Annotated in this window: 13 protein-coding genes and 1 pseudogene; 1 reads left to right on the top strand and 13 read right to left on the bottom strand. The window is 62.4% G+C overall.

Annotation, left to right across the window (positions count from 1 at the left end; all coding sequences use genetic code 11):
• The 13 genes and pseudogenes from AX703_RS05320 to AX703_RS05260 form a co-directional block, all read right to left on the bottom strand.
• Positions 1 to 6,733, bottom strand: a pseudogene (locus tag AX703_RS05320) (hypothetical protein); the annotation flags it as partial.
• A 47-nt stretch (positions 6,734 to 6,780) separates the two neighbouring features.
• On the bottom strand, positions 6,781 to 8,523 hold the full coding sequence (locus tag AX703_RS05315; protein WP_197423621.1) for a ShlB/FhaC/HecB family hemolysin secretion/activation protein: 1,743 nt from the start codon (positions 8,521 to 8,523) through the stop codon (positions 6,781 to 6,783).
• A gap of 245 nt (positions 8,524 to 8,768) precedes the next feature.
• On the bottom strand, positions 8,769 to 9,536 hold the full coding sequence (locus AX703_RS05310; RefSeq protein ID WP_062343104.1) for a hypothetical protein: 768 nt from the start codon (positions 9,534 to 9,536) through the stop codon (positions 8,769 to 8,771).
• 3 nt (positions 9,537 to 9,539) lie between these two features.
• Positions 9,540 to 10,307, bottom strand: coding sequence for a hypothetical protein (locus AX703_RS05305; RefSeq protein WP_062343102.1), 768 nt, complete (start codon positions 10,305 to 10,307; stop codon positions 9,540 to 9,542).
• Positions 10,294 to 12,339: an adenylate/guanylate cyclase domain-containing protein gene (locus AX703_RS05300; RefSeq protein ID WP_062343100.1), complete on the bottom strand. Its 2,046-nt coding sequence runs from the start codon at positions 12,337 to 12,339 to the stop codon at positions 10,294 to 10,296. Before AX703_RS05300 ends, AX703_RS05305 begins: the two co-directional genes overlap by 14 nt.
• A gap of 3 nt (positions 12,340 to 12,342) precedes the next feature.
• Complete coding sequence (locus tag AX703_RS05295; RefSeq protein ID WP_062343098.1) at positions 12,343 to 15,510, bottom strand: CHAT domain-containing tetratricopeptide repeat protein; 3,168 nt, start codon at positions 15,508 to 15,510, stop codon at positions 12,343 to 12,345.
• Between the two features lie 170 nt (positions 15,511 to 15,680).
• Positions 15,681 to 16,352: a nitroreductase gene (locus tag AX703_RS05290; RefSeq protein ID WP_062343096.1), complete on the bottom strand. Its 672-nt coding sequence runs from the start codon at positions 16,350 to 16,352 to the stop codon at positions 15,681 to 15,683.
• Between the two features lie 9 nt (positions 16,353 to 16,361).
• On the bottom strand, positions 16,362 to 17,033 hold the full coding sequence (locus tag AX703_RS05285) for a nitroreductase (RefSeq protein ID WP_369820987.1): 672 nt from the start codon (positions 17,031 to 17,033) through the stop codon (positions 16,362 to 16,364).
• Between the two features lie 58 nt (positions 17,034 to 17,091).
• Positions 17,092 to 17,607 (bottom strand): DUF2846 domain-containing protein, encoded by a 516-nt coding sequence (locus AX703_RS05280; protein ID WP_062343094.1) that lies wholly within the window; start codon positions 17,605 to 17,607, stop codon positions 17,092 to 17,094.
• A complete protein-coding gene (locus AX703_RS05275) occupies positions 17,604 to 18,263 on the bottom strand; it encodes a hypothetical protein (RefSeq protein WP_062343092.1) in 660 nt (219 codons plus the stop codon). The genes AX703_RS05280 and AX703_RS05275 overlap by 4 nt, the downstream gene beginning before the upstream one ends.
• 54 nt (positions 18,264 to 18,317) lie before the next feature.
• Positions 18,318 to 20,132 (bottom strand): cobaltochelatase subunit CobT, encoded by a 1,815-nt coding sequence (cobT, locus tag AX703_RS05270; protein WP_062343090.1) that lies wholly within the window; start codon positions 20,130 to 20,132, stop codon positions 18,318 to 18,320.
• A gap of 27 nt (positions 20,133 to 20,159) precedes the next feature.
• Positions 20,160 to 20,813 (bottom strand): fructose-6-phosphate aldolase, encoded by a 654-nt coding sequence (gene fsa, locus AX703_RS05265; RefSeq protein WP_062343089.1) that lies wholly within the window; start codon positions 20,811 to 20,813, stop codon positions 20,160 to 20,162.
• Positions 20,814 to 20,907: 94 nt separating this feature from the next.
• On the bottom strand, positions 20,908 to 21,591 hold the full coding sequence (locus AX703_RS05260) for a DUF4197 domain-containing protein (protein WP_062343112.1): 684 nt from the start codon (positions 21,589 to 21,591) through the stop codon (positions 20,908 to 20,910).
• Between the two features lie 70 nt (positions 21,592 to 21,661).
• On the opposite strand from AX703_RS05260, the gene AX703_RS05255 reads away from it, so the two are divergent.
• Complete coding sequence (locus AX703_RS05255; protein ID WP_062343087.1) at positions 21,662 to 23,827, top strand: primosomal protein N'; 2,166 nt, start codon at positions 21,662 to 21,664, stop codon at positions 23,825 to 23,827.
• Positions 23,828 to 23,858 lie beyond the last annotated feature (31 nt).

Below are 23,858 nucleotides of genomic sequence, written 5' to 3'. Positions count from 1 at the left end.
TGAACACCGAACCGCCACTCGAGGTGACCGTGCCCAGCGTTGCCGTGTCGGTCACGGTCAGCGTCACGTCGCCCGCCGCCTCCAGTTGATCAGCAACAAGGTTATCGCCGGTGATGGCAAGCAGACCACCCGCCCTCGCACTCGTGCCTTCGATTGCCTGTGTATCGATCGACAGATCGCCGTCGACAACCAGATCTCCGAACGTGGCCGCAGTCCCGGCAGTGAGGGACAGATTGCCCACATCGGACGCCGAACCCACGTGAAGCGACGTTGCCGCATCGAAGGTGCCATCAAGGCCCGCCAATGTGAGGGTGCCGATGCGGATCTCGGCCGCAGCTGAAACTGCGCTTGTTGCCCCAAGCGAGAGAATGCCTGTGCGCAGCGCACCGGCAGCATCAAAGGTTCCCTCGGTTTCACCGCCGACATCGACGGCTGAAGTCAGCTCACGTGCAGCAACGAGAGAAGCGGCATCGATGTCAGCACCGATCGAGAGACCGATGTCACTGACCGTTGCTTCGATATTCCCCGTGCCCGACAGATTGGCAGCGGCTGTCAGACTGACGAAACCGCCTTGCAGCGTGGAACCGCCAAGGAGAGCGATGCCGCCTTGCTGGGACGTGATCGAAAGGCCATCGACCGCCGCGATCTGCGCTACAAGCTCCGGCCCGCCGATCGCTATGTCACTGGTCGCGTAAAGCACGACGGACTTGCCGGATATCGCGCCGTTGGAGCGGATATCGAAAGCCTTGAAATCTCCGTCACCGATGCTGACGAAGTCAGCGGCGTTCACATCGTCGATGCAGATTGCGCCCTCAAGGCAATCGGCATCAAGCGTATCGCCATCGTTCCGGCGGATCGACGACCCCGAAATCGCTCCTGTGACATCCGCGCGGAACGATGCTCCGGCAAAGCTGGCCAGCCGAGCATCGATGGCGGCACCCGAAATCTCGATACCGCCCGTGCCAGCATCAATTGCCGAGCCTGCCCCGATTGAAAGGACAGCGATGTTGGTGGGCAAGAGGTCGTAACTTATCGGCTGACCGCCGGCTGCAAAGACCAACCGTTCGGGGACTGACGATGGCCCGGCGTTGGCGAGGAAGCTGTTGTTCCTGCCAATCAGGATATCATTACCGGACCGAACTCCGATGCCCGCTCCGGCTGTGAAAGCAGTGCCATCCAGAGTCAGGACGGTTCCGCCGCTGTTGAGATCGAGACTGCCCGAAGCGTTGAAGCGGCCGCCGCCCGAGGCCTCTCCGAGAGTCAGCAAGCCATCGACGTAAAAGTAATCTCCGTCGAGCAGAGCGCCAGCCTCGGCTATGACGTTCGTGCCGGAGATATTGCGGATCGTGGCGTCATTCCCGGCGCGAACGGCTACGTTGCCATTCGAATAGTATCCGCTGCCAGCATCGCCAGTGATGTTTCCGCCAGCGTAGACGGTGAGATTGCCGAGACCGGCCAATTCGGCCGGACCGACAAGACTGAAATCGCTTGATGCGTCCACGTCGAGATTGCTGCTCGCCTCGATTAGGCGGCAGACCGCTGCGGTGCAGGCATTGCTGACGATATCGATGGTGTCGAATGACGAGAGCCTGATCGCCCCGGCAGAGAAGCGGCCATTGCCCTCGCCGGTCACAACGATGCCGGTATCACTTTGCACATACGCAGTGTCTGCGGCGAGCGATGCACCGTCGGCTAGCGTAATTGCAATGTTGCCGCCGGAGAGCAGGGTCAGCTCTGAATCGACCGCGATTGTCCCGCCGGTGACCGCAATGCCGATCGTTGGATCCAGGCTTGCAGGAAAGCCGGACGCTTCGCCGGTGAAGCTGGTGAAATGCAGGCCACCACCGGCGGCAGTCGCGGAGTTCGACAGCGAGATGCTACCCGGTGCCTGGTTAAAGCCGAAACCGAAATTGACGAAGAACTGTCTGCTCGTGACATCTGCCGTTACGTCGAGGGCAGAAATCTGTCCAAGACCACCGCCGCTATCGTCGCTTGCAGAAAATGCGATTGTTCCCCCCGTGGCGGGAACGACACTGGACGTTCCGGGATTGCCCGATCCGCCGGGCCCAGTGCCACTCGTCCCCGCCAGGTTTCTGAACCGGGTAGTGCCTGCCGCCGTGGCGACGAAATCGCCGAAGCTTAGCTTCCCACCCTCTGCGCCCATGGTGATTGCGCCACCGGCTCCAGCCTGCGCAAGTCCGGTATTGCCGCCATTGCCGCCCGCGACCCCGGCTTCGCTGGCCGACGCACCATTGCCGCCCGCACCGCCCAAGCCACCGACACCACTCGCGGTGAGTGTCGTGCCGCCAAACAATCCAAGTGACGCCTCGCCAAGCCGATTGGCCGATAGTCCTATTGTTCCTCCTGAACCTGCACCGCCAGCGCCGCCGTTGCCCCCTGAACCGCCGCTCGATCCAGTTGCATCCACGCCTCGCCCGCCGTTGCCGCCAAAGCCCGAAGTTGAAACCGCCAGTCCGCCATCGGTTTCGGCGATTGCGATAGAGCCTTCGAGGTCAGCAAGCAGGTTGAAGACGCCGCCGGAACCGTCACCGCCCGCGCTGCCAGCAGTGCCGTCACCCGAAGCGGAATATCCGGCTCCATCCGCACCAGCACCGCCGGTGCCGTCAACGGTCGCCGTCAAGCTACCGAGAGAAATGCTCGAATTGGCCCCCGTGGAAGTGAGAGCAATCAGGCCGCCGCGACCGCGGCCGCCCGTGCCGCCGACCGAGGGTCCGGGCGTGCCGCTGCTGCTGGCATCGACGCGGCCACCGCCAGCACCGCCGAGGCCGCTAGCGATCATGGTCAGGCCATCGAATGCCAGGCTGCCGCCACCCGACGCAGTTGCGGTTATGGCGCCACCCGAACCGTCCGCCCCATTGCCGCCATCGCCTTGTGCGACGCCGCCGAACAATGCAGAGTTTCCACCAAGCCCGCCATTTCCGGCTCGACCGGAGGCTTCTATCGCGGGGCCCGAAACCGTCAGCGTTCCGAGGTTTGCTGCGGCGAACGCAACCTCTCCGCCTATGGCCTCGCCGCCATCTCCGCCAAGACCTGCGCCAGCGGCGTCGGCTCCGCCGTTGCCGCCGTTGCCGCCGACGCCTGCCGCAGACAATGCTGCACCGGTTACGGTTAGTCCTGTACCGGATCCCCCGGAAGCCACCTCGACCCGACCACCAATGCCCGAACCGCCTTGTCCGCCATTGCCGCCGGATTGCCCATCACCACCCGCGGCACCCCTGCCTTCGGCGGTTATGGTGAGATCGCCAAGTGCCGTCGTGCCCGCGCCAACCAGAAGACGACCAATGCCGCCAGTACCATTGCCACCATTGCCCCCGTTCGTCCCAGCTTCGCTAATGGCACCGATACCGTCGGCGGATAGGGTCACTGTGCGGAGATAGTCGAGCGACGTGGAAGCGCCGAAGTCGGCAGCAATCTCGAATGTTGCCGTGCCGCCGGTGCCGCTGCCGCCACTTCCTCCGAAAAAGGCATCATTGGCATCGTTGATGAAGTTTCCGGCACGTCCGCCAATGCCGGTCGCATCGACTGCGATGATCCCAGCATCGAACACGCCAGAGAGGTATCTGATGGTCGCAGTTCCGCCAACGCCGTCTCCTCCGGGACCTGAGTACTGGGGAGTACCTGATCCGAAGGAATAGCCACCAAGCCCGCCATTGCCGATCGCCCTTACCTCGACCTGAGGCGGGGTATCGCGATATGGAACAGTAGCTGACAACGAGCCGCCATTGATCGTGACGAGCGCCACCCCGCCGGTGCCGAGTCCCCCCTGCCCCGGTTGCAGCGTTCCACCGAAATCGTAACCGCCGTTCCCGAAGTAACTGATACCGCCGTAAATCGGATCCGAAATCGGCGTGTTGCCATTGGCTTCAACCAGAAGGGAATCCGTGCGGATCGTTCCGGACGTGAGAGTTGCAGTTGCATCACCGCCGGTGCCAGCGCCGCCAACGCCGCCATCAATGTCGAGGTCCGTGTATGCTCCATCGCCACCATAACCTGATGCGGTGACAGTGATACTGGGTACGGAAAGCAAGCCGCCGCTGACGTTCAGCGCTGCCGATCCGCCAAGGCCGAGCCCACCGGCGCCCGGTCCCGCACCGGCCACGTTCCGGCCAGTGCCGCCTTCGCCTGTTGCGCTGATGTCGAGCGTGCTCGTCGCAAATGTGCCATCCGTAATGGTGAAAGTTGCCGTTCCACCGACCCCGCTGGCGCCGTCTCCCGCCTGAGCGCCAAGACTGGTGCGCGCGGATTCAAATGCTGCCCCGCCTTGGCCGAGACTGGACACAGTGACCTGCGCCCCCGTGAACGATGAAGTCTTGCCAGACTGGGTGAAAGTGACGTCTCCGCCTGTTCCGACACCCGAAAGCCCCGCTACGTCGTCTCTTCGGCCTGCGCCCCCGATCGAACGCATCGTCAGGTCACCCGAATAGGATGAATCGGCGAGCGTGAAGCCCACTGCGCCACCGGTTCCGCTCCCGCCGTCGAAACCGCTCCCGCCGCTTGCCTGCGAGCGCAATGACGCTCCGAAGTCAACGATTGCCGAAGACCCGTTGCGCAAGATCGCCGTGACAGTGCCGGACTGGGCGTCCTCTCCGCTCTCGTAAGAGCTCGCATCGGTTGTCAGGCTCAGATATCCGGTACGCAGCGTGCTGGCGTCGTTGACGAACGAGATATTGGCCGACCGCTGTGTTCCCAAAGCATTACTGCCGTTCGCCGACAGATACACACTGGCGCCGCCCGTATCGAGCTGGGCGTTATTTGTAAGATTGAGCGACACCGTGTTCGGGTCGATCAGATCGCCATAAGCACTCGATCCAAGATTGATGTAATTGGAGAAATTCCCCCCGTTAGTGAGGATTGAGGTCGCTAGATTGGCATTGTCCAACGACAGCGACACGTTGCCGAGCGAAGCGATGCCTCCATCGCTGGCCGAGGCATAGTTCGACGCATTGATCGAACCGGTCTGAAACCGTGTCGGGATGCCAGAAAAGCTGACGGATACCGCTCCAGCAGTGGCATCAAGTGGAGACTGATCGCTGCCGGAGTAGGTGATCGCATCTGAATGGAGCGAGAGTGAGCGCGATGCATAAGCACCACCGGACACCGACAAGGATACATCACCCGATGTGGCATTGCCGCCACTGATCGCCTGCTGACCACTGAAAAAGCCGTGGCTCGCGGTCGACGAAATGGTGACGTCACCGAACGAGACACTGTTGCTGGTCGAACCGACGGGAGCGGAAACCTGGATTGCCGCTGAACCCGACGTGGCACTTCCTGTCGAAAGAGCGCCGACTCCCGAGGTGGCGTCGCTCAGCAAAGAGGTCGAACTCGCAAAGACGCTGCCGTTGGTAACCGTCAGCGAGACATTGCCCGCAACGGCGTCGTCACCGACCGTGTCAGGCAACAGCGCATCGCCGTTCATTGGATCGGTCTGGATCGCTCCGATCGCGGTCGATGTCAGACTCAGGCCTCCGCTCACGGAGAGTCCCGCCTCTCCCGCCACAGATACCGCTACGTTGCCCGCCTTGGCGCCGTTCGCCGATGCCAGCGACAGCCCACCATCGACGGAAACGAAATTGCCGTTGTCAATCTTGGCAGACAGATCGCCGCGCGCGTCAAATGTGGCGCTGCCGTTCACGACCGTCGATGAAGTGGTCGCGTCAATTTCAATGCCACCGCTGGCACGACCGACGAGCGTGTTGGTCGATCCCTCGGAACCGATCGTGAGGTTCGAGACGACAAGGGAAGCATCGTTGACCACGATCGTATTCGGATCGATAGCGCCCGACGCAATATTGTACCCCGCCGAGAGCACGACCGAACCACCCACCACCTCGGCGGTCGTCGCGCTGTCATAGCCCATCCGTCCCGAGACCATGGCGGTCATCGCTTGGTTCTTGGGAACCGCAACGAGGTAAACCCCGTGGTTTGCGTCGGTCGAGTTAGTGTTTGCGGCCCATGTGGTGCTGCCGGTATGGGAGACCCCGGTATCATCGGTCGACCCACTATCGACCACGATGTCGAATAGCCCGTTGTTGATCGTCAGGGTCGCCGCCTCTGCGGCAACGAATGCGGCGGAACCGTTTACCCGAACTGTGCCTGCCTGATCGACCCGCGGCGCTACCAGCGCAACGTAGCTGCTGTTGAACAGCGTGGCGTTGATCTGCGCGCCCGACTGAATCGTAACGGACGACTTGGGATCGAGGGCAGCGCCGAAACGTATCTCGTTCTTGTCGCCATACAGACGAGTACCCTCAGCAGTCACCGGGTCAACCGTGATGGGCAGCGACGTGAGCACAAGGCTGCCGACATTGAAGACGCCCTTCGCCCCCACGACCCAACCGCCGGCATTGTAGAACCAGATCCTGCCAAGCGGATCCGAAGAGACTGTTCCGGATATCGAGAGTGGACCAGTCGTCGCCGTGTCCGTGACGCGGTTCAGGACAGTGAATGGCGTGCCGGTGTCGGCGTTGAACCGCAGGGTCATGCCTTCGGGCAGGAACTCGCCGGACGGACTGGTAATGGCCCAGTCGATCAGGGCCTCGTTCGCATTGACAAAGATCGTGTCGGTGTTGGTGCCGTTGAAGACCGGCGCACTGGCGCCAAACTGGACCGTTGCCGTACCCTGCACCGCCTGTGCGCGGACCTGCGCGGGCGCAGTCGCAAGCGCCAGCGATGTTGCCCCGCAGGATATTCCGCACAAGAGCTTGGCCAAGGATAGTTTGCGCATTTTCGGACTCGTGCTTTCAGGCGAACGGGCCATCACAGCCTCCACGGCAGGAGCTGGAACGAAAGATTGAGCATGAAGCGGGCCTTGCCCTTGACGTCCAATCCCAGTGGATCGTGCAAGGGCACCGCCACGCCGGCATCCAGACGAATGGAATCCTTGATTGCAGCTCGGAGGCCCCCGCCGACCGAAATCACCTTCTGCGGATCGATCCCGTCGAACGCGGCGTCATTGTTCCACACCCACGCCGCATCGGCGAAGGCGTAAGGCTGGAAAGCACTGCCACCGGCAACCTTGGGCAAGAGCGATCCCAGCCGGATCTCGCCGCGCACGCCAACGCCGCTGTCGCCGATCACGGCACCGGGATCATAGCCCCTGCCCACGGTGTAGTTGCCACCGGAGAATTCCTCATAGGAAAGGAGCCTGTCGGGCGAGTATTGGGCACGGGGCTGAATGCTGAGCGTGACCTTGCGCACGGGACGATAGTCGAAAACACCAGAAGCTCGCAGGACAAAGCCCTTTGCGGTACCCTCAATCCGGCTCGGAGTAACCTTTCCGAAGCCGCGGCAACTGGGCGCATTGGCACCGACGCAGCCCTTGGTGGCGTCGAGGACATCGAGCCCCTGTCGGGCTTCTAGAGTCAGTCCCCACGACCAGTGCGGTTCGAACGGCGTGAAGCCGTCGCGGCCTGTCAGGCTCGGTCGGCTGATACCGCTGGCCTCGGTCCTGGCGTAGATCACCCGCAAGCGATCGCGGTTCAGCGGAATGCTGCCGAAGTCGAGATCCTGGTTGGATATCTGTCCCCCTGCTGCAATCGACAGGTTGTATGCCTGTGACCGGACGAGCGGAAAGCTGCCCTCCAGCGATGCCGACAGTGTCCTCGAATGAAAGTCGGCCCGCGAGTCCGTCACAGTCGGATTGGTCCAACCGTACGTAAAGTCACCCCGAAGTGCGAAACCTTCTCCTCCAAGCCGCATCTCGTGGCCAAGTTGAAGCACCTTCTGCTCATGAAGGTCGGTGGTGGCAAAAAAGCTCGCCGTGGTGGAATCGCCCAGCCCCGTCAGCCCGTTGAACTGCACCCTCGCAAGTCCACTGTACCGACCGACTGCGCGAGAGCCGTAGTTCTGCAACCCGATTTCAGCATAGGCTGGCATCCTCCGCACAGAAACCTCGCCCACGACTTCGCCCGGCGACCCTTCCAGCGGGCGAAGCGCCAGCCGCACATCCATGCCAGGCAGGTCCTTCGCCAGTAGCAGGTAACGCTCTGCGCGACGGGTGTTGAATACGGGATCTCTGGTCAGCTTCTGGAGGTACCTGAGGAGCGCCTGTTCGGACCGCCCCACATCACCTTTGACCTGCACGCGCTTGAGATGGGCAAGGAGCACATCCAGTCGGACGGTTCCTCCATCAATTTTTTGCGGCGGCACCTGCACCGCGGCGAGATATCCGGCCTGGCGCAGCTTGGTCGCGGCGCGATCACGAATCTCGCATATCACCCATACCGGCTGCTCCGCTCCGACAAACTCTGCGTAGCTGTCCGCCAGATCGAACCCCGCAAGATCCTGCATGCCGGTGAAGGTGACGGACGAAAGCTTGAAGCGGATCCCGGCGAAATCGGGAGCAGCAAGAGGGCATGGCGCGCGTTCGACTTCGGATGTGTCAACCGTGACCGGGCCACTCCGATTGAGCGTTCCTTCTGCTACGCCACGCTGAATTTCTTCGCGGGTGGGTGGCTGAACGTTCTCCGGAGGAACCGACTGGGCGAGCGCAGTGCTCACCGAAAAGGATAGGGTCAGAAGAGGAAACAGGCCTGCCGCGGCTGTCCCGCGAAGCCTGAAGAACCAGGCTTTGCCTCGGAAACGAACTGGTATCGTGCCCCCGGGCAAGGGCAAAACAGCAACAGGATCGGCCATTTGAGTCGAATCTCCACAGGCGCGACCCGTGATGACTTAACTTGTTGGCCCGGTAAGGCTCTGTAATGTTGGGAATGACCTTTGGTGGAGAATCACCCTAAGTAGTTCCACTATGGATGTTGCTCTTGTATGTCCGTTTCTGCAAGAGTTGCCGCAAGCCAATCGAATTGCGCTTTGCAACCGTTGTCCAGCAACAACGTGCCCAATGACGCGGCATCGGCCGGAACGTCTTCAGGTTCGAGCATGACGATCCGGAACTCTGCCGCTTTGTCCGGCGCCGTTTCATCGTAGATACGATAGGTCCGCCCTTCTTGCGGGGCGAGCATGGTCTTGGGCCAGGCGATACCCACGGTCTTGGGGGGCCATTGCATGCGCACCATCTCGCCGCCCGCACTTTCGGTCAGCCAGGTGAAGCTCCGTGCTTTGGCTTCCGCTCGCCAAAGATAAAGGTCGCTCCCCCGCGGAACGCAGACGTTTCCGCCCTCGCTGGTGTCCGCCAGCCAGATGCTTACGGGCAGAACGTTTTCGCCTGAGGTATCCCCGGCCCCACGCACGGCCCCCGCCCTGACGGACGCAGGATTGCTGAGAGACCGAGCCAGCAGCGCCGCTGCACTGCGATCACGGTTAACTGCATTGTCGAGCGTGAAGGTGCCAACGCCCCTGAGAACCCTCGTCCCGGCCTTGTCCAGCACGGTAACCACGTCGCCGGCTTTCAGCACCACTTGTGCATTCGCCGGGAGCCGCTTGCCCTTTGGGTATGAGGCGGCAGACGGACCGGTCGATCGCACGACAACGGCCTGTGCGAAGGCGCTGCTCGATATTGCCGCAAAAGCTGAGGCAACTACGATACTGAACGTGACCAGTCCCTTGCGACGCATTGGTCAGCCTCCGGCTTGCGTTGATTGGGCGAGGTTCGCAAGGAGATCGAGCTGCGCGTTGCAGCCCTTGTCCGCCATGGCTCCTGCCACTTCAAGTTCGTCGGTCGGGACATTCGTCATGACCATGGTGCGGATTTTTACCGGCGCGCCCACGGCATTGCTGAAGGTGTAGGTCTGCCCGTCGACGACGGGCACGCTCGCGGCCGGCCAGACCTTGAGCGCACTCCCGGCACGCCATGTTACATCAGCGGAACTTCCGTCCTGCGAAAGCAGCTTGCCCGTGCCCTCCTCAACTTTCTCCGGACGCCAAAGCACGACCGTTGCAGGATCGGCAATGCAATAGGTCCCGCCCTTGCTGACGTCGATGTACCAGACGTTTTCCGGGCCGGTCGGTGCAGCCATCGCCGGAGCGCTTGCCGCGCCGCGCACAGCCCCGGTTCGCGTACGCGACGCGCCGCCGCGGGCCATCATCGCAGCGAGCTGCGTCCCTGCTGCCGCATCGCGGTTGACCTCGCCGTTGAGGGCGAACGTTCCAGGACCGTTGAGAACCCGTGTACCGGCCTTGTCGAGAACCGTCACATGGTCGCCGGACTTCAAGACAACCGATGCTCCAGCGGGCAACTTGCGCCCCTGCGGATAGGCACCTGCCGAAGGTCCGGTTGAACGGATCACAACCGATTGCGCCATGGCCTGGCCTGCCAGTGCAAGCACGGCAATGGCCGAAGCGCCCGCCACCAGGGCGCGCAACTGCTTGCCATCAACCAAGAACATAACTCTCTCCCTTGTGCGTCTGCCGCAACCTCTGGATCAAATTCATCATCGCGTCATCATCATGGACCGATTCGAGAATTGTGTCTGTGAGAGCTTTCACACGTTCCACCTCTCCCCGCGCGTGCGCCTCTACCGCCGCGATCGCAAGGCTGCGCTGTTCCTCGGGCATGTCCGGAACCGGTTCGAAAATTTCGACAGGTGTCTTGCGCCCCCGCAGCGTGACAGCCCCCATGGGACGGAACCAGTCAAGGCCAGATCGCTCCGCTGCTTCTCGGCTGACGAGCACACGCGTATCCAGAGGCTTGTTAGCCCCCTCGAGGCGGGCGGCCGTGTTCATGGCATCGCCAAGCGCGGTGTACTGGATCCGACCTTCCCCCCCGAAATTGCCGACGACCGCCTCACCGTAATGGACCCCCACGCGGGTCCGGCCAATCTTGGGCACACCTTCAGGTACCGACTTTCGAAACTCCTCGCCCGCCAGGTACATCGCCCATGCGGCCTTCACTGCGCGCTCACCATCATCGGGGTAAGCAATCGGAGCCCCCCAGAAAGCGACCACGGCATCACCCACGAACTTGTCGAGCGTACCGCCATACTCGAGTACCACTGCACTGAGCCGGTCGAGGTAATCGTTCAGCAGGCGCGCGATCATTTCCGGCTCGACTGCATGAGTCAGCTTGGTAAAACCTTCGAGGTCGCTGAAAAGACAGAATATCTCGCGCTTTTCTCCGTGAAGCGAGAGACGGTCCGGGTTGCGCATGATCTCTGATGCAACCGATCGGGGAAGGTACTTGCCAAGTGCGCCCTGGGCGAACTCGCGCTGCGCTGCATTGATGGCTCGCAAGCCTGAACTGATGGCAGTGTAGGCTATCAACCAGCCGATCAGCCAGCCCGTCGCCGGCAAGTCCAGCGTGTCATATCCCGCCCGCTCCACCAGGAACGGCACGGCGAGGAACAGCGAGAACTGCGCAAGTACGCCGATCGCCAGGACCCAGGTGCGGGTCTGGACCATGGCCGTGGCAGCGCCAAGCGCAACGGCAAGGATGCCAGCCAGGATCTTGAGACCCATCGCGGGTCGCTGCTTCCAGGCCTTGTCCAGCAGTTGCGCAAGCATCGAGGCGTGGACTTCGACGCCGATCATCCGCGTTTCGCCGGTCACGGGATTACCGGTGCGGGTAAAGGGCGTGTCAAACTGGTCGAAATCCGAAAAATCGCCGCCAATCAGGACATAGCGCCCCCTGATCGCGTCTGCGACCAAGGGCGCCGTCTCGGGATCGGCAACGAGATCGATCGGAATCTTGTCGAACACCGGCCGATCGCTCGCCGAGGGCACCCGATAGCGGATCGGTCCTGTAAAGCTCGCAAACCGAGGATCGGCATCGGCACCGCCCTGCGTCAAAGCGATGGAAAGCAGAGGCGGCAAACCTGGATATTGTCGAGGCCAGCGGCGGGCAACGCCGTCCGTGTCCGTCTCGAGAAGGATCGAGGCCGGCTTTGTCATCACACCACCTGCACTTTGCATGAAGGCGCGCAGGTCCTGCTCCTGCTCGTACGTGATGGCTTCCGGATTGGTGCGGTTATCGGCAAACGCCAGAAAGACAGGAGTCTTCATGCCCTTGAGTGACGCTCTCAAGAGGTCATCGTCATCCTGCGGGCTGTCGAACAGGACGTCGATACCGACGCCCTTCGCTCCCAGTTGATCAATCTGCCCGAGTGCTTTCGCGAGGATCGTCCGATCGACCGGAGAGATCTGTCCCGTCGCCCGATTTGTATCGGCTGTGTAAACGACCAGGGTGATACGCTTGTCGGTATCGGTCGGCGGGGCGAAATTGGCTGCCCGCAGATCGTACAGCGCTGCTTCCGCATCACGCAAAAGCGGCAACCGCCAACTGTTCAAGGCAATGAACAGTGCCAGGGCCAACAGGACCAGTGCCACGAAACTGCGCTGCCAGCCGAGCTGCGACAAGCTGCGTCGCGCCGTCCTGCCAATCTCGCGCGGTACATCTTTGGCCGCGCGCGGCTCTTTGGCCATGCGTTAAATTCCCTCCGTTACCATTGAGGGCGCGCCCGCTTTGCCCTCCACGGATGCAGCCATCCGCGCCCCTTGCGACACGAGCGGCCTCGCTCCGTCTCCGATAACTGCAAAGCCGGCCCAATAATAAGGATGAGATCTATCGACATCGGACATGAGCCCCTGCTGCGCCTTGAGCAAAGCCTCTCCGGACGGCGTGCCGGGGGCAGCTGCGAACAGTCCGTTGATCAGTCGCGCCGTGGCATCGAAGTCGTCGGGCGCCGGCCAATGGCTGGCAAGTACGGATCGACTCCCGGCACCGATGAACGCACGGACCAACCCTTCCAGCGCTGCCCCGCCACCTGTGGCAAGGCCAGTCTCGCGCGTGGCGATCACGTCCGCTGCACCTGCCGTATCGCAAGCCGAAAGGATGACCATGTCGGCATCGAGCTTCAGATCGAATATCTCGGCAAAGCTGAGCAGGCCGTCCGACCCCTGCGCGCCGAACGACGTGACAAGCGCTGGCCGTGCCGCGCACGACGGCTGCGGCGGCGTAACGAGGCCATGCGTCGCAAAATGGAGAATCCGGAAATTGTCGAGGTCGCCCCGCGACTTGATCGCAGTGTCCGAGAAGGCCGGACCGACCATCAGATCAGTCCCCTGGCCTGACAGCAGCATCCGGGCCTTGAGAAGCTCGGCCTCGGAGATGGGCCTGCTCCACGTCGTCAGCGGCCAATCGCAATCGTTGCCTGCCGCCCCATCGCTTCCCCGCACCCTCGGACCAACTTGCCCGCTTGATTGGACAACCGCAGCGTTGCGGCCCATACCGAGATAGGCTTCGTGCGCCTTGGAGGCAGGCTGCTTCCGGGCATCCATGAAGGAGCGTGCAGAAACGGCAGTGGAGACAAGCTTGTCCTTTGCCAGCCATTGCACCGCTCGCAGATCGAACGGATCGCCCGCCGGGCTTTCGGCCTGCTGAAGATAGTCCTGCGCCGAACCCTCGTCGGCAATCAGGACATTGACCGGCAATTTCAGCATCGCCCCGTCTGGTTCAAAGATCAGATGCTTGGCTGCCTGCAAATCCAATGCGACAGGACCAAACAATGCCTTGTAGACGGCTACCGCCTCTTTTGCCGCAAAAGTCCCGGTCACATACTGCTTGCCATCGAAGCGCGAGATCGAGTCACGGATCGCCTTTACCGATGCTTCCAGTTCCGCCGAAGTGATTGGCGCCCGATAACCAACGGCCTTGTCCTTGTTCGCGAAGAACACGAACACATCCGGACCAAGGACGGCCATCTTGGCATAGGCCTCGTTCGGCGCAAGGCCTTCCTGAAGCTCCTTCTGTCCAATTACCCGCTGCGTCACAACGCGGTAGCGCGCATAGTTGGCAAGTTCGATGACGGTCGCCTGTTCCTGCGCTTCGAGTTCGTTGACCCGTTTTGCGGCATCCGCAATCTCGTCGCTCCGGGCTGATGCATCATCCAGCCGTTGCAAGGCCGCATAGGTCATGCGGGCGCGCTCCACCGCGCGCGTCAGGCTGTTGGATTGCCGGAACAGCCGGGCTGCTTCGTCGCTGCCTCCTGACAGTTCGCGCGATAGCACGGCCTGTGTTTCGGCAACGCCTGGACGCACCAGCACTTGTGACGCCTGGAAGAAGGCATCGCTCGTTGCCGCGTCGCCGCTCATCCTCGCTGCCAGCAGATCAAAATAGGGGGACATCTGCCGTGAAAGGCCGGAAAGACCATTCTCGCGCTCGACAGAACGGGCCACGACCTGACGGTATAACGGCTCTGCTTCGGCCGTGCGGCCATGACGCATCAGGTAGGCTGCCAGCCTCGCCTGGGCCGCTGCCATGCTGCGGGTTTCCGGGTATTGAACGCTGACGATCTCGAGCGCAGAGCGCAGCAGCGCTTCTGCGTCAGAGATGCGCCCCTCGTCTTCGGCGATCGTTGCAAGTTCGTTCAAGACTTGCGCGCGCATCCGCACGATCGAGACGACGCGGCCGTTGCGCACCGCCAAGGCCCGAGCCTGCGCCTGTTCCAACGCGGCACGAGCCTCAACCTTGCGCCCCACAAGACGCAGCGCCGTTCCGCGCAACTGGAGGCTCTGTGCATCCAGAATTGTGGCGCGTTCGTCATCTGTCAGCCGCAGATCATCGACCAATCCCATGGCGTTGGCCGTCAGATCCGAGGCGTTGATGCGTCGCGAAACCGAAGGCGTAAGTTCCATGGTGGCGCGCAGGCTGTCCGCGCCCATGGCGCTCGTCTGCCGCAGGGGCTGGCCCAGCCGGTCCAACGCCTGAGCATACCTTTCCTGATTGAGCAGGTGAATGGCTTCGTAATTGCGACGCAACCGTTCCACCACGCCGCTACCCGCAGGCATGGCAGCGGCTTCGGAAAACAGGCGGTCTGCTTCGGCGAACTGGCCAAGGTTGGAGCGTTGCAGGCCAGCGTTTACAAGAAATTCGACGCGGTCGATCGGAACATCGCCGGTCGACGCCTGCCGCTGGTCCAGTGTCTCGAAGTAGGCCGCTGCCTCGGCATAATCGCCTGAATTGTTGCGACGATACCCTTCTGCCAGCGCTGTTGCCGGATCAAGCGTGAGGGCCTGTATCCGGGCATAAGCTTCGGTGTCGTTGATGGAAGTCGTGGCGATCTCGATCGGTTCGTCCAAAAGACGATCCGCATAGATCGACCGCAGAGCCAGATCGAGCGCACCGTGATAGGCGGAGAAGCCTTCCACCACGAATGTCGTGTTGCCTCTGGCCACGCTCACCACTTCGTAGGCCAGATCAGGGTCATTCCACCGGCAATCCGTCCGCATGCGCCCGGCAATGGACGCGCGGCTGGCGTCTTGGCAGGTGACCTTCTGGCGACGCCGATCTGCCAGACGGGCAAGTTCATCGTCCTGGCCGTGCCGCAGGGCAAATACATATCCAACCGGCAAGGCGGAATCCCGGCAGACGATGGCCCATGTCCTGTCCAGGGGCGATCGGTTGGCTTGATCCGTCGTGCGCGACTGGACCTGGCAAAGCGCCTTGCTGCCGCCTGATCCGAGCGGGAAACTGTCGCGCAGGAGCAGCGATTCCTCAGCTGCCACCGCGTGGCCAACCGTAGGACCGCACACCACTGCAAGCGCAGCAACGCCCGTTGCCAGTCTGATTCCGAAGCTCGCCAATCGGTTACGCATCGCCTGCTCCCTTAGCCCGGCCTTCACGATTCACGTGAAGACCAAGACCACTGCATCGAATTACTGCGTATCCCGAAGACTCTTGTGCCCTTTGCCACAGCATAGGCGCGTCGATGCGGCAATGCCAAGTGATACACCGGCAATGTGTGACAAAATGTCGCCGTCAGGCGTCAGAAGCCCTCGAAAGTCACTGCCTCTTCCAGCGCCGCGCGAGGTACCTCAAACCGGTTTATGGCTGCGTCCTGATCGCGATAGCCGATCGCCAGCCCACAGAAGAACACATGATCCTCGGGGATGGCGACGCATTCCCGGACTTGCTTCTGATAAACAGCCCAGGCCTCCTGCGCGCAGGAATCAAGCCCTTCCTCACGCAACAGAAGCATGACCGTCTGCAGCCACATGCCGATATCCGACCACTGCGGCGGCCCCATGTAGCGCGGCGTGTGGACCAGCATGAGCACTGGCGCACCGAAGGCCCGGAAGTTGCGCATGAACTGGGCCAGGCGACCGCGCTTGTTGTCCCGTTCGATGCCAAGCGCAGCGTACATCGCTTCGCCCACACCAAATCGCCGCGCTTCGTAAGCATCCTCAAGATCCGGCGGATAGATAGCGTATTCTGGCGCGTGAGCGTTGCGCCCCATCGGTATGATGGCTCCCACGGTTTCAACCAGCCGGTCGAGCGGTGCACCTGAAATGACGTGGGCGTTCCAAGGTTGGACATTGCCACCCGAAGGAGCTCTTTGCGCCTTCGTGAGGACACGCTGAAGGATGTCGAAAGGTACGGGGTCCGAGCGAAAAAGACGCACCGATCGCCGCGTCAGCACTTCCTCGGTTACGTCCATCGAACCGCTTCAGAAACCGAGGAATCGCACGTTGCCGTCGATCGGCTCGCGCTGGCGACTGAAGCCGTTTACAGGATTGTCCTGATCACGGTATCCAATCGCAATGCCGCAGAAGAAGATGTGGGTCTCATCAGAAACGCCAATGAACTCCTTGATAAGCTTGGCATACATCGAGAGGAATTCCTGGGGGCAGGAGTCAAGCCCCTCTTCGCGCAGAAGCAGCATGAACGTCTGCAGCCACATCCCGACGTCCGACCACTGCGGCGGCCCCATGCGACGATCGAAATAGCAGAGCAGCACCGCCGGGGCGCCGAAAGACGTGGCATTGTTGCGAACGAAGTCGGCCCTTGCATCCGCATCGGCTCGTCCCACGCCCATCGCCTGATACATGGCGGCTCCGACCGCATGGAGGCGAGCCTTGCATTCGGGAATGACCTCGGGATCAGACCACGAATATTCGATAGGATCCTGCATCGGTGACGAAAGCATCTTCGTCTGCAACTCGGCCAGGGGAGCGCCGGTCACAATGGTCGCTTCCCAAGGTTGAAAGTTACAGCCAGACGGCGCCCACCTTGCCTTGTCCAATACGCGACGCAAGGTCTCGAGCGGCACAGGGTCAGGCTTGAAAGCCCGGATGGAACGACGGGAAAGTACGGCTTCGCTGACGGTCATCGTGCTCATGCCGGATTAACTGCCCGGTTAAACCAAGGCAGTCAACCCGGCTTGCAACAGAATTGGCTCAGGACTTGGTCTTGGTCGCAGCGACAGCAGCAGCCACTTCCTCCGGTCGCAGCGCGCCCGGTCCAGGCCCCATATCCTCAGCATCGACAAGGCGGTCAGTGCTCGATTTTACGAATTCGGCTTCAGTAGACGGACGCAGATCCGGACGCCCGGCCATGATCCCCATCTTGATCTTGCACATCGCATACTGCGTTTCGTCAGCTTCCACCTGAAGCGCAAGCACGTCCTTGGCCTCGCTCTTCACGGTATATTCGTGACGGCCCGGTTCAGTCACCAGAATGAAATAGCGACCCGCGCCCAGCGAGCTGATCTTCTGTCCCTTTTCGTTGACCGCGCAGCCCATTGCCGCACCCATGATCGTTCCCGTGCGATAGAAAACGATCTGGCCCTTGCCAGCAGGCGGCGGCGGAATGACCACTGGTGCCTTGTCGGCGGCTGATGCGCCTGATGCGGCAAGCGGCATCGCTGCTATCGCAACCGCAGCGCCAATCGTCCTGAATGTCGAAGTCTTCATCGATTACCCCTTCCCTGCGCTCCGGCACCGTCGCCAGTTGTCTTTTCAAGCTGTGCGGCTCCCGTTGGGGAGCCAGGCGGTTCGATTGCAAAGGCCTCAGCGGTCTTGGCCGGGAGAATGATCCCCATAGGCAACGTCTTCTCGCCACCAGTAATGAACAGACCGAGCAGAGCAGCGGCAGGAACGGTCGCCGCTGCGGCGGCGCTCACGCCGGTTACAGTTCCCATCTTGTCGTTGCCTAGCGAATCCAACTTCAGAGAGCGCAGTCGCAATCTGCGAGCGCCCAGCTGCAAATACTTCGCTGCCAGAATCAGTTCGCCCGGAGCACCGCCACCGCCGCCCTTTTTGGCGTGAATTACCTCGCCCTCTCCTGGCGTGCCAGCAGGCACCACTTCCACGCCCTCAAGGATGATAGGCTTGGCCAGATGAAAGGGGAACGTCTCACCGGTTTTGCTGATTTTACTGCCCAAAGCGACATCGAGCACGATTTCTACCGTGGTCAGCGGAGGGATCGATTTCGCTTGATCGACGGCGGAAACAGCTACCGTAGTTGATGCCGCGGCAGTCGACTCCTGCGCCCAGCCGCACGATGATCCAGCAACGGCGGCGCCGGCAGACAGCGCACCCAAAACGATCCGATTTAAACCCCGCCCCATGGAGTATGGATGTGCCTGCTCGTCACAAAGATGACAAGTGGAATCGGATGAAGTTCACTCGTCCTCGAACAGATCTGCCAACTGTTCGATAATCGTGCCGCCCAATTGTTCGGCATCCATGATCGTCACTGCGCGGCGGTAATATCGGGTCACATCGTGACCGATGCCGATCGCGACAAGCTGGACCGGCGATTGCTTCTCGATCCAGTCGATCACCTTGCGAAGGTGCTGTTCCAGGTATCCCGCGTTGTTGACGGACAAAGTGGAGTCATCAACCGGAGCGCCATCGGAAATGACCATGAGGATGCGGCGGTCCTCGGGCCGGGCCAGCAGGCGGGTATGCGCCCACAGCAGCGCTTCGCCGTCGATGTTTTCCTTGAGCAGACCCTCGCGCATCATCAGGCCGAGATTCTTTCTCGCACGGCGCCAAGGCTCGTCGGCCTTCTTGTAAACGATGTGGCGCAAGTCGTTGAGACGGCCCGGCTGCGAAGGCTTGCCACCGGCCAGCCATGCCTCGCGGCTTTGCCCCCCCTTCCACGCGCGGGTGGTGAAGCCGAGCACTTCTGTCTTGACCCCGCAACGCTCAAGCGTGCGCGCAAGAATGTCGGCGCTGATCGCTGCGATCGAGATGGGGCGCCCGCGCATCGATCCGGAATTGTCGATCAGTAACGTGACGATGGTGTCCTTGAACTCGACATCGCGCTCGATCTTGTAGGACAGCGAATGACCCGGCGAGATCACCACGCGGGCAAGCCGAGCCGCGTCCAGCAGACCTTCTTCCTGGTCGAAGTCCCAAGACCGGTTCTGCTGCGCCATCAGGCGACGCTGCAGCCGGTTGGCGAGGCGCGTGACCACGCCCTGCAGCCCCTTGAGCTGGGTATCGAGGTAGGCGCGCAGACGCGTCAGTTCTTCCTCATCGCACAGGTCATTAGCCGAAACGACCTCGTCGAACTGCGTGGTGTAGCTCTTGTAGTCGAAGTTCTCGGGCAGGTCGGTCCAGGGACGGTTCGGGCGCGTCGGCAGCATGCCCTCCTCGCCCTCGTCGGCCATGTCCGAATCGGCCGCATCGTCGTCCTGTTCGATTTCCTGCTCGGACTCCGAATCCTCGTCGCCCTCACTGGTGTCGCCAGCCACTTCAGACGGTTGCTGCTCCTGATCGTCGGAGTTCGAGGGCTCTTCCTCGCCCTCGTCTTCCTGCTCCTCGCCCTCGTCGTCCTGCGTGTCCTCATCCTGTTCGGACGCGGACTGCGTCAGGTCGAGATGCTGCAGCATGTCCAGTGCGAGCTGCTGAAACGCCCGCTGGTTGTCGAGCGAAAGGGCAAGGCCTTCGATGTCCTGGCCAACCTTGCTCTCGATCCAGCTGCGCACCATCGCCATGCCGGTATCGGTCGACGCCGGGGATTCCTGTCCCGTCAGCTTCTCGCGCAGGAGCAGCGCAAGCGCGGTTGGCAGCGGCACGTCCTCGGGCTTTGCGGCGCGACTGATCGGGTCGGAGGCCATGCGCATGGCGAGGGCCGCACCGAGGTTGCCGCGCATGCCGGCATAGGTGTTCGCGCCAAGCGCCTCGTAGCGGACCTGCTCCACCGCATCATAGCAAGCGCGCGCCAGTGCCTCGGTCGGCGCATTGCGGCCGTGAATGGCAGCGTTGTGATGGCGCAGCCGCAGCGCCATCGAATCCGCATGACCGCGGGCTTCTGCTACCTGCTCTGCCGGGAGCGAACGCCCTGGCATTGGCACGCGCATGGACTGCCCGGACTGCACCGGCGCATCCGCCGTCCACGCCACCTCGACCTCGGGATCGAGCGAGATCGCCCGCGCAGTGCCGGTCAGCACCGAACGGAAACGGTCGAGGGGAGTTTCGTCAGCCAATGCGCAAATGCCCGTGATTCAGAACGTTCAGCCGATCTTCTGGCCGGTCTTCGCCCAGTCCGCAAGGAAGCCTTCGATACCCTTGTCCGTAAGGACATGTCTGAACAGGCCCTTGATGACGGCCGGGGGCGCAGTGATCACGTCGGCACCGATGCGTGCGCTTTCCAGCACGTGAACCCCGTGGCGGATCGAAGCGACGAGGATTTCGGTCTCGAACGCATAGTTGTCGTAGATCAGGCGGATGTCGCGGATCAGGTCCATACCATCGAAGCCGTTGTCGTCATGACGGCCGACAAACGGCGAGATGAAGGTCGCGCCGGCTTTGGCCGCCAGCAGCGCCTGATTGGCCGAGAAGCAGAGCGTGACGTTGACCTTCGTACCGTCGCTGGTCAGCGCCTTGCAGGTCTTGAGACCGTCAATCGTCAGCGGGACCTTGATGCAGACATTGTCGGCGATCTTCCGCAAAATCTCGGCTTCGCGCATCATGCCTTCGTGGTCCAGCGCCACGACTTCGGCCGACACCGGACCATCGACCAGACCGCAGATCTCGCGGGTGACTTCGATGAAGTCCTTGCCTGCCTTGGCAATCAGGGTCGGGTTGGTGGTCACGCCATCAAGCAGGCCGGTGGCAGCAAGGTCGGCGATTTCGGCGGTATCAGCAGTGTCGACGAAGAACTTCATGGGACGAGGCCTTCCAGCAGGGAGAAGTGATTCCCCCGTGCCTATAGGGAAAGCCTCGGCCAATGTCAGTGCCCGAGCATGCGAATTTGTCAGACTATTTCAGGCCGAAAGCGGCCATCAGCACCGGATCGTTGGTCGAACGAGGGTCAGAACGGATGGCGGCCTCTTCCCGGCCGATTGCGCGGAAGATTGCATTGTCCGCCTCATAGGCCAGCGAATTGGCAATGCCGCCAACGTCAACACCTGTCAGCGCGCCAAGGACCTGCCCCAGCAGCGGGTCCCGGCTCACCCGGATCGCATCGCCGAACTCCGGCACCATGATCTCGACAAGGCTCGTGCCCATCTCCTGGTGCAGGAACGACGTCGCCCCCATCGGATCTGAACCGCGCAGCAGCGCGAGCGCATTGCGAATGCCGATAGTGCGCACCGCGTCCGTCACTGCAGGCGCTGCGCGTTCCGCCGCATCATAGGCCATGTCGTTGAACGCCCGCTGCAGCCGGTCCCTGACGATCGGTCCGGTCAGGATCCGCTCGAGCACGCCGCCGCGGTTTCCGATAGCCTCAGGCAGGGCAAGCCGGGTTACCTGATCGTCCCAGAACCCGCCCGGCGCCAGCAAGCGCGCAAAGGCCCTATCGGTCGAGAGGAACAGCAGCCGACGCACGGCCTCTTCCAGCGAGAACTGCGGATAGCTCGCACAGCCGGAAACGGCGAGCACGGCAGCTGACGTCATGCCGCCAAGCAGGACCCGGCGGTTCAGGATGGTGGAAGCCTGCGACACGTTTTTCTCCTCAATTCCTTTGCGCCCGGGCTTTGCCCGTTGCGATGCAGCCCCATATAGACCGGCGAACATGAACCGCGTCCGATGCCTTGTCTTCAACTCCGCGCTCGGCCCGCTCGACTATCGCGTGCCCGCCGGGATGGACGTAAAACCTGGCAGCGTCGTGATCGCACCACTGGGGCCGCGGCAGATCATCGGCGTGGTCTGGGAAGCGGAACGGCTGCCGGGAACTGAAGTTCCGGATGCCAAACTCCGCCCATTGCTTCAGGTTCTCCCTGTCCCTCCCCTGCCCGCACCATTGCGGCGCCTGATCGAGTGGACTGCCGACTATTACGTCGCGCCGCTTGCGGCAGTGGCGCGCATGGCGCTGTCAAGCACGGCCGCACTGCAAGGCGGCGGCACCGTCACCGAATATCGCCTGACCGGCCGCGAGCCGGATCGAATGACGCCCCAGCGTCTCATCGCTCTGGACCTGTTGCAGGACCAGCAGGCAACGATCCGCGAACTGTCGGAAATCGCCGGGGTCTCCGACGGCGTGCTGCGCGGAATGGTCAATGCCGGGCTGCTTGAACCGGTGGTGGTCGATTCGGACCGGCCCTATCCCCCCGCGGATGCTGGTTTCGCCGCGCCCGACCTGTCGGATGAGCAATCGGAAGTCGCCGCCCGCTTTGTCGAGTCGGTCAATGCACATGCCTTCCACCCGTTTCTGCTCGACGGCGTGACCGGCTCCGGCAAGACGGAAACCTATTTCGAAGCGGTGGCAGCCGCGATTGAGCAAGGGCGGCAAGTCCTCGTGCTCCTTCCGGAAATCGCGCTCACAGAAACCTTCCTCAAGCGCTTCGAAGCGCGCTTTGGGGTACCGCCGGTCACGTGGCATTCCTCGCTGAAATCGTCCGAACGGCGGCGCGCGTGGCGGGCTGTGGCAGCAGGAACGGCGCAAGTGGTGGTCGGTGCACGCAGCGCACTGTTCCTGCCCTTCGCCCGCCTCGGCCTCATCGTCGTCGACGAAGCGCACGAGATCTCGTTCAAGCAGGACGACGGGGTGCGCTACAACGCCCGCGACGTCGCAGTCATGCGCGCTCATTTCGAGAAAGTGCCAGTCATCCTCGCCAGCGCCACGCCGGCGCTGGAAAGTCTGCAGATGGCCGAAGCCGGGCGTTACGAGCGGGTGGTCCTGCCCGCACGCTTTGGCGGGGCGACGATGCCAGACATCCAGATTGTCGACCTGCGCGAGCAACAGCCCGAGCGCGGACACTGGATCGCGCCGCCATTGGTCGAGGCACTGAAGGATCGGCTCGCCAAGGGCGAGCAGTCACTGCTTTTCCTGAACCGGCGCGGCTATGCTCCGCTTACCCTGTGCCGGACCTGCGGCTATCGGTTCCAGTGCCCCAACTGCTCGGCCTGGCTGGTCGAGCACCGCCTCTCGCGCCGCCTCGCCTGTCACCATTGTGGACACGAGATCCCGCCGCCCGATGCCTGCCCCGAATGCAGCGAGCCTGATTGCCTTGTCGCCTGCGGCCCCGGGGTTGAACGCATTGCAGACGAGGTTGCGGCGATCCTGCCCGAAGCCCGCGTCGCGCTGGTCACTTCCGACACGCTGACCAGCCCCGCGAAGGCTGCAGAGTTCGTCGAGATGGCAAGCAACAAGGCGATCGACGTGATCGTCGGCACCCAGCTTGTCACCAAGGGCTACCACTTTCCGGAACTCACGCTGGTCGGCGTGATCGATGCCGACATGGGCCTCGAAGGCGGTGACCTTCGCGCTGCCGAACGCACCTATCAGCAAGTGGCGCAAGTCGCAGGCCGCGCCGGCCGTGGTGAAAAGCCCGGCGAGGTGCTGATCCAGACCCGGCACCCCGAAGCGCCGGTTATCGAGGCCCTGGCCAGCGGCGACCGTGACGCCTTCTACGCCGCCGAAGCCGAAGCCCGGCGCGATGCCGGAGCGCCACCCTTCGGACGTTGGGCCGCGATCATCGTTTCAAGCGAGGACGAAGCCGAAGCGCGCGACGCTGCTCGCGGGATTGGAGGTTCGGCGCCGCGACTGGACGACGTGCTGATTCTCGGGCCTGCCCCGGCGCCGCTGTCGCTCCTGCGCGGCCGCTATCGCTACCGCCTGCTGATCAACGCACGCCGCTCCACCGAACTGCAGCGCGTAATCCGCGACTGGCTCGATCCCCTGCGCTTCCCGCCGGGCGTCCGTGTCGCCGTGGATATCGATCCCTACAGCTTTGTCTGACGCTTAGGGGGCCTGACCCTTAGAGGCAGGT

Source organism: Novosphingobium sp. CCH12-A3 (genome assembly GCF_001556015.1).
GTDB classification, from domain to species: Bacteria; Pseudomonadota; Alphaproteobacteria; order Sphingomonadales; family Sphingomonadaceae; genus Novosphingobium; species Novosphingobium subterraneum.
Note: the sequence above shows the minus strand (reverse complement) of the source record. Positions and strands in the feature narration are given on the sequence as shown.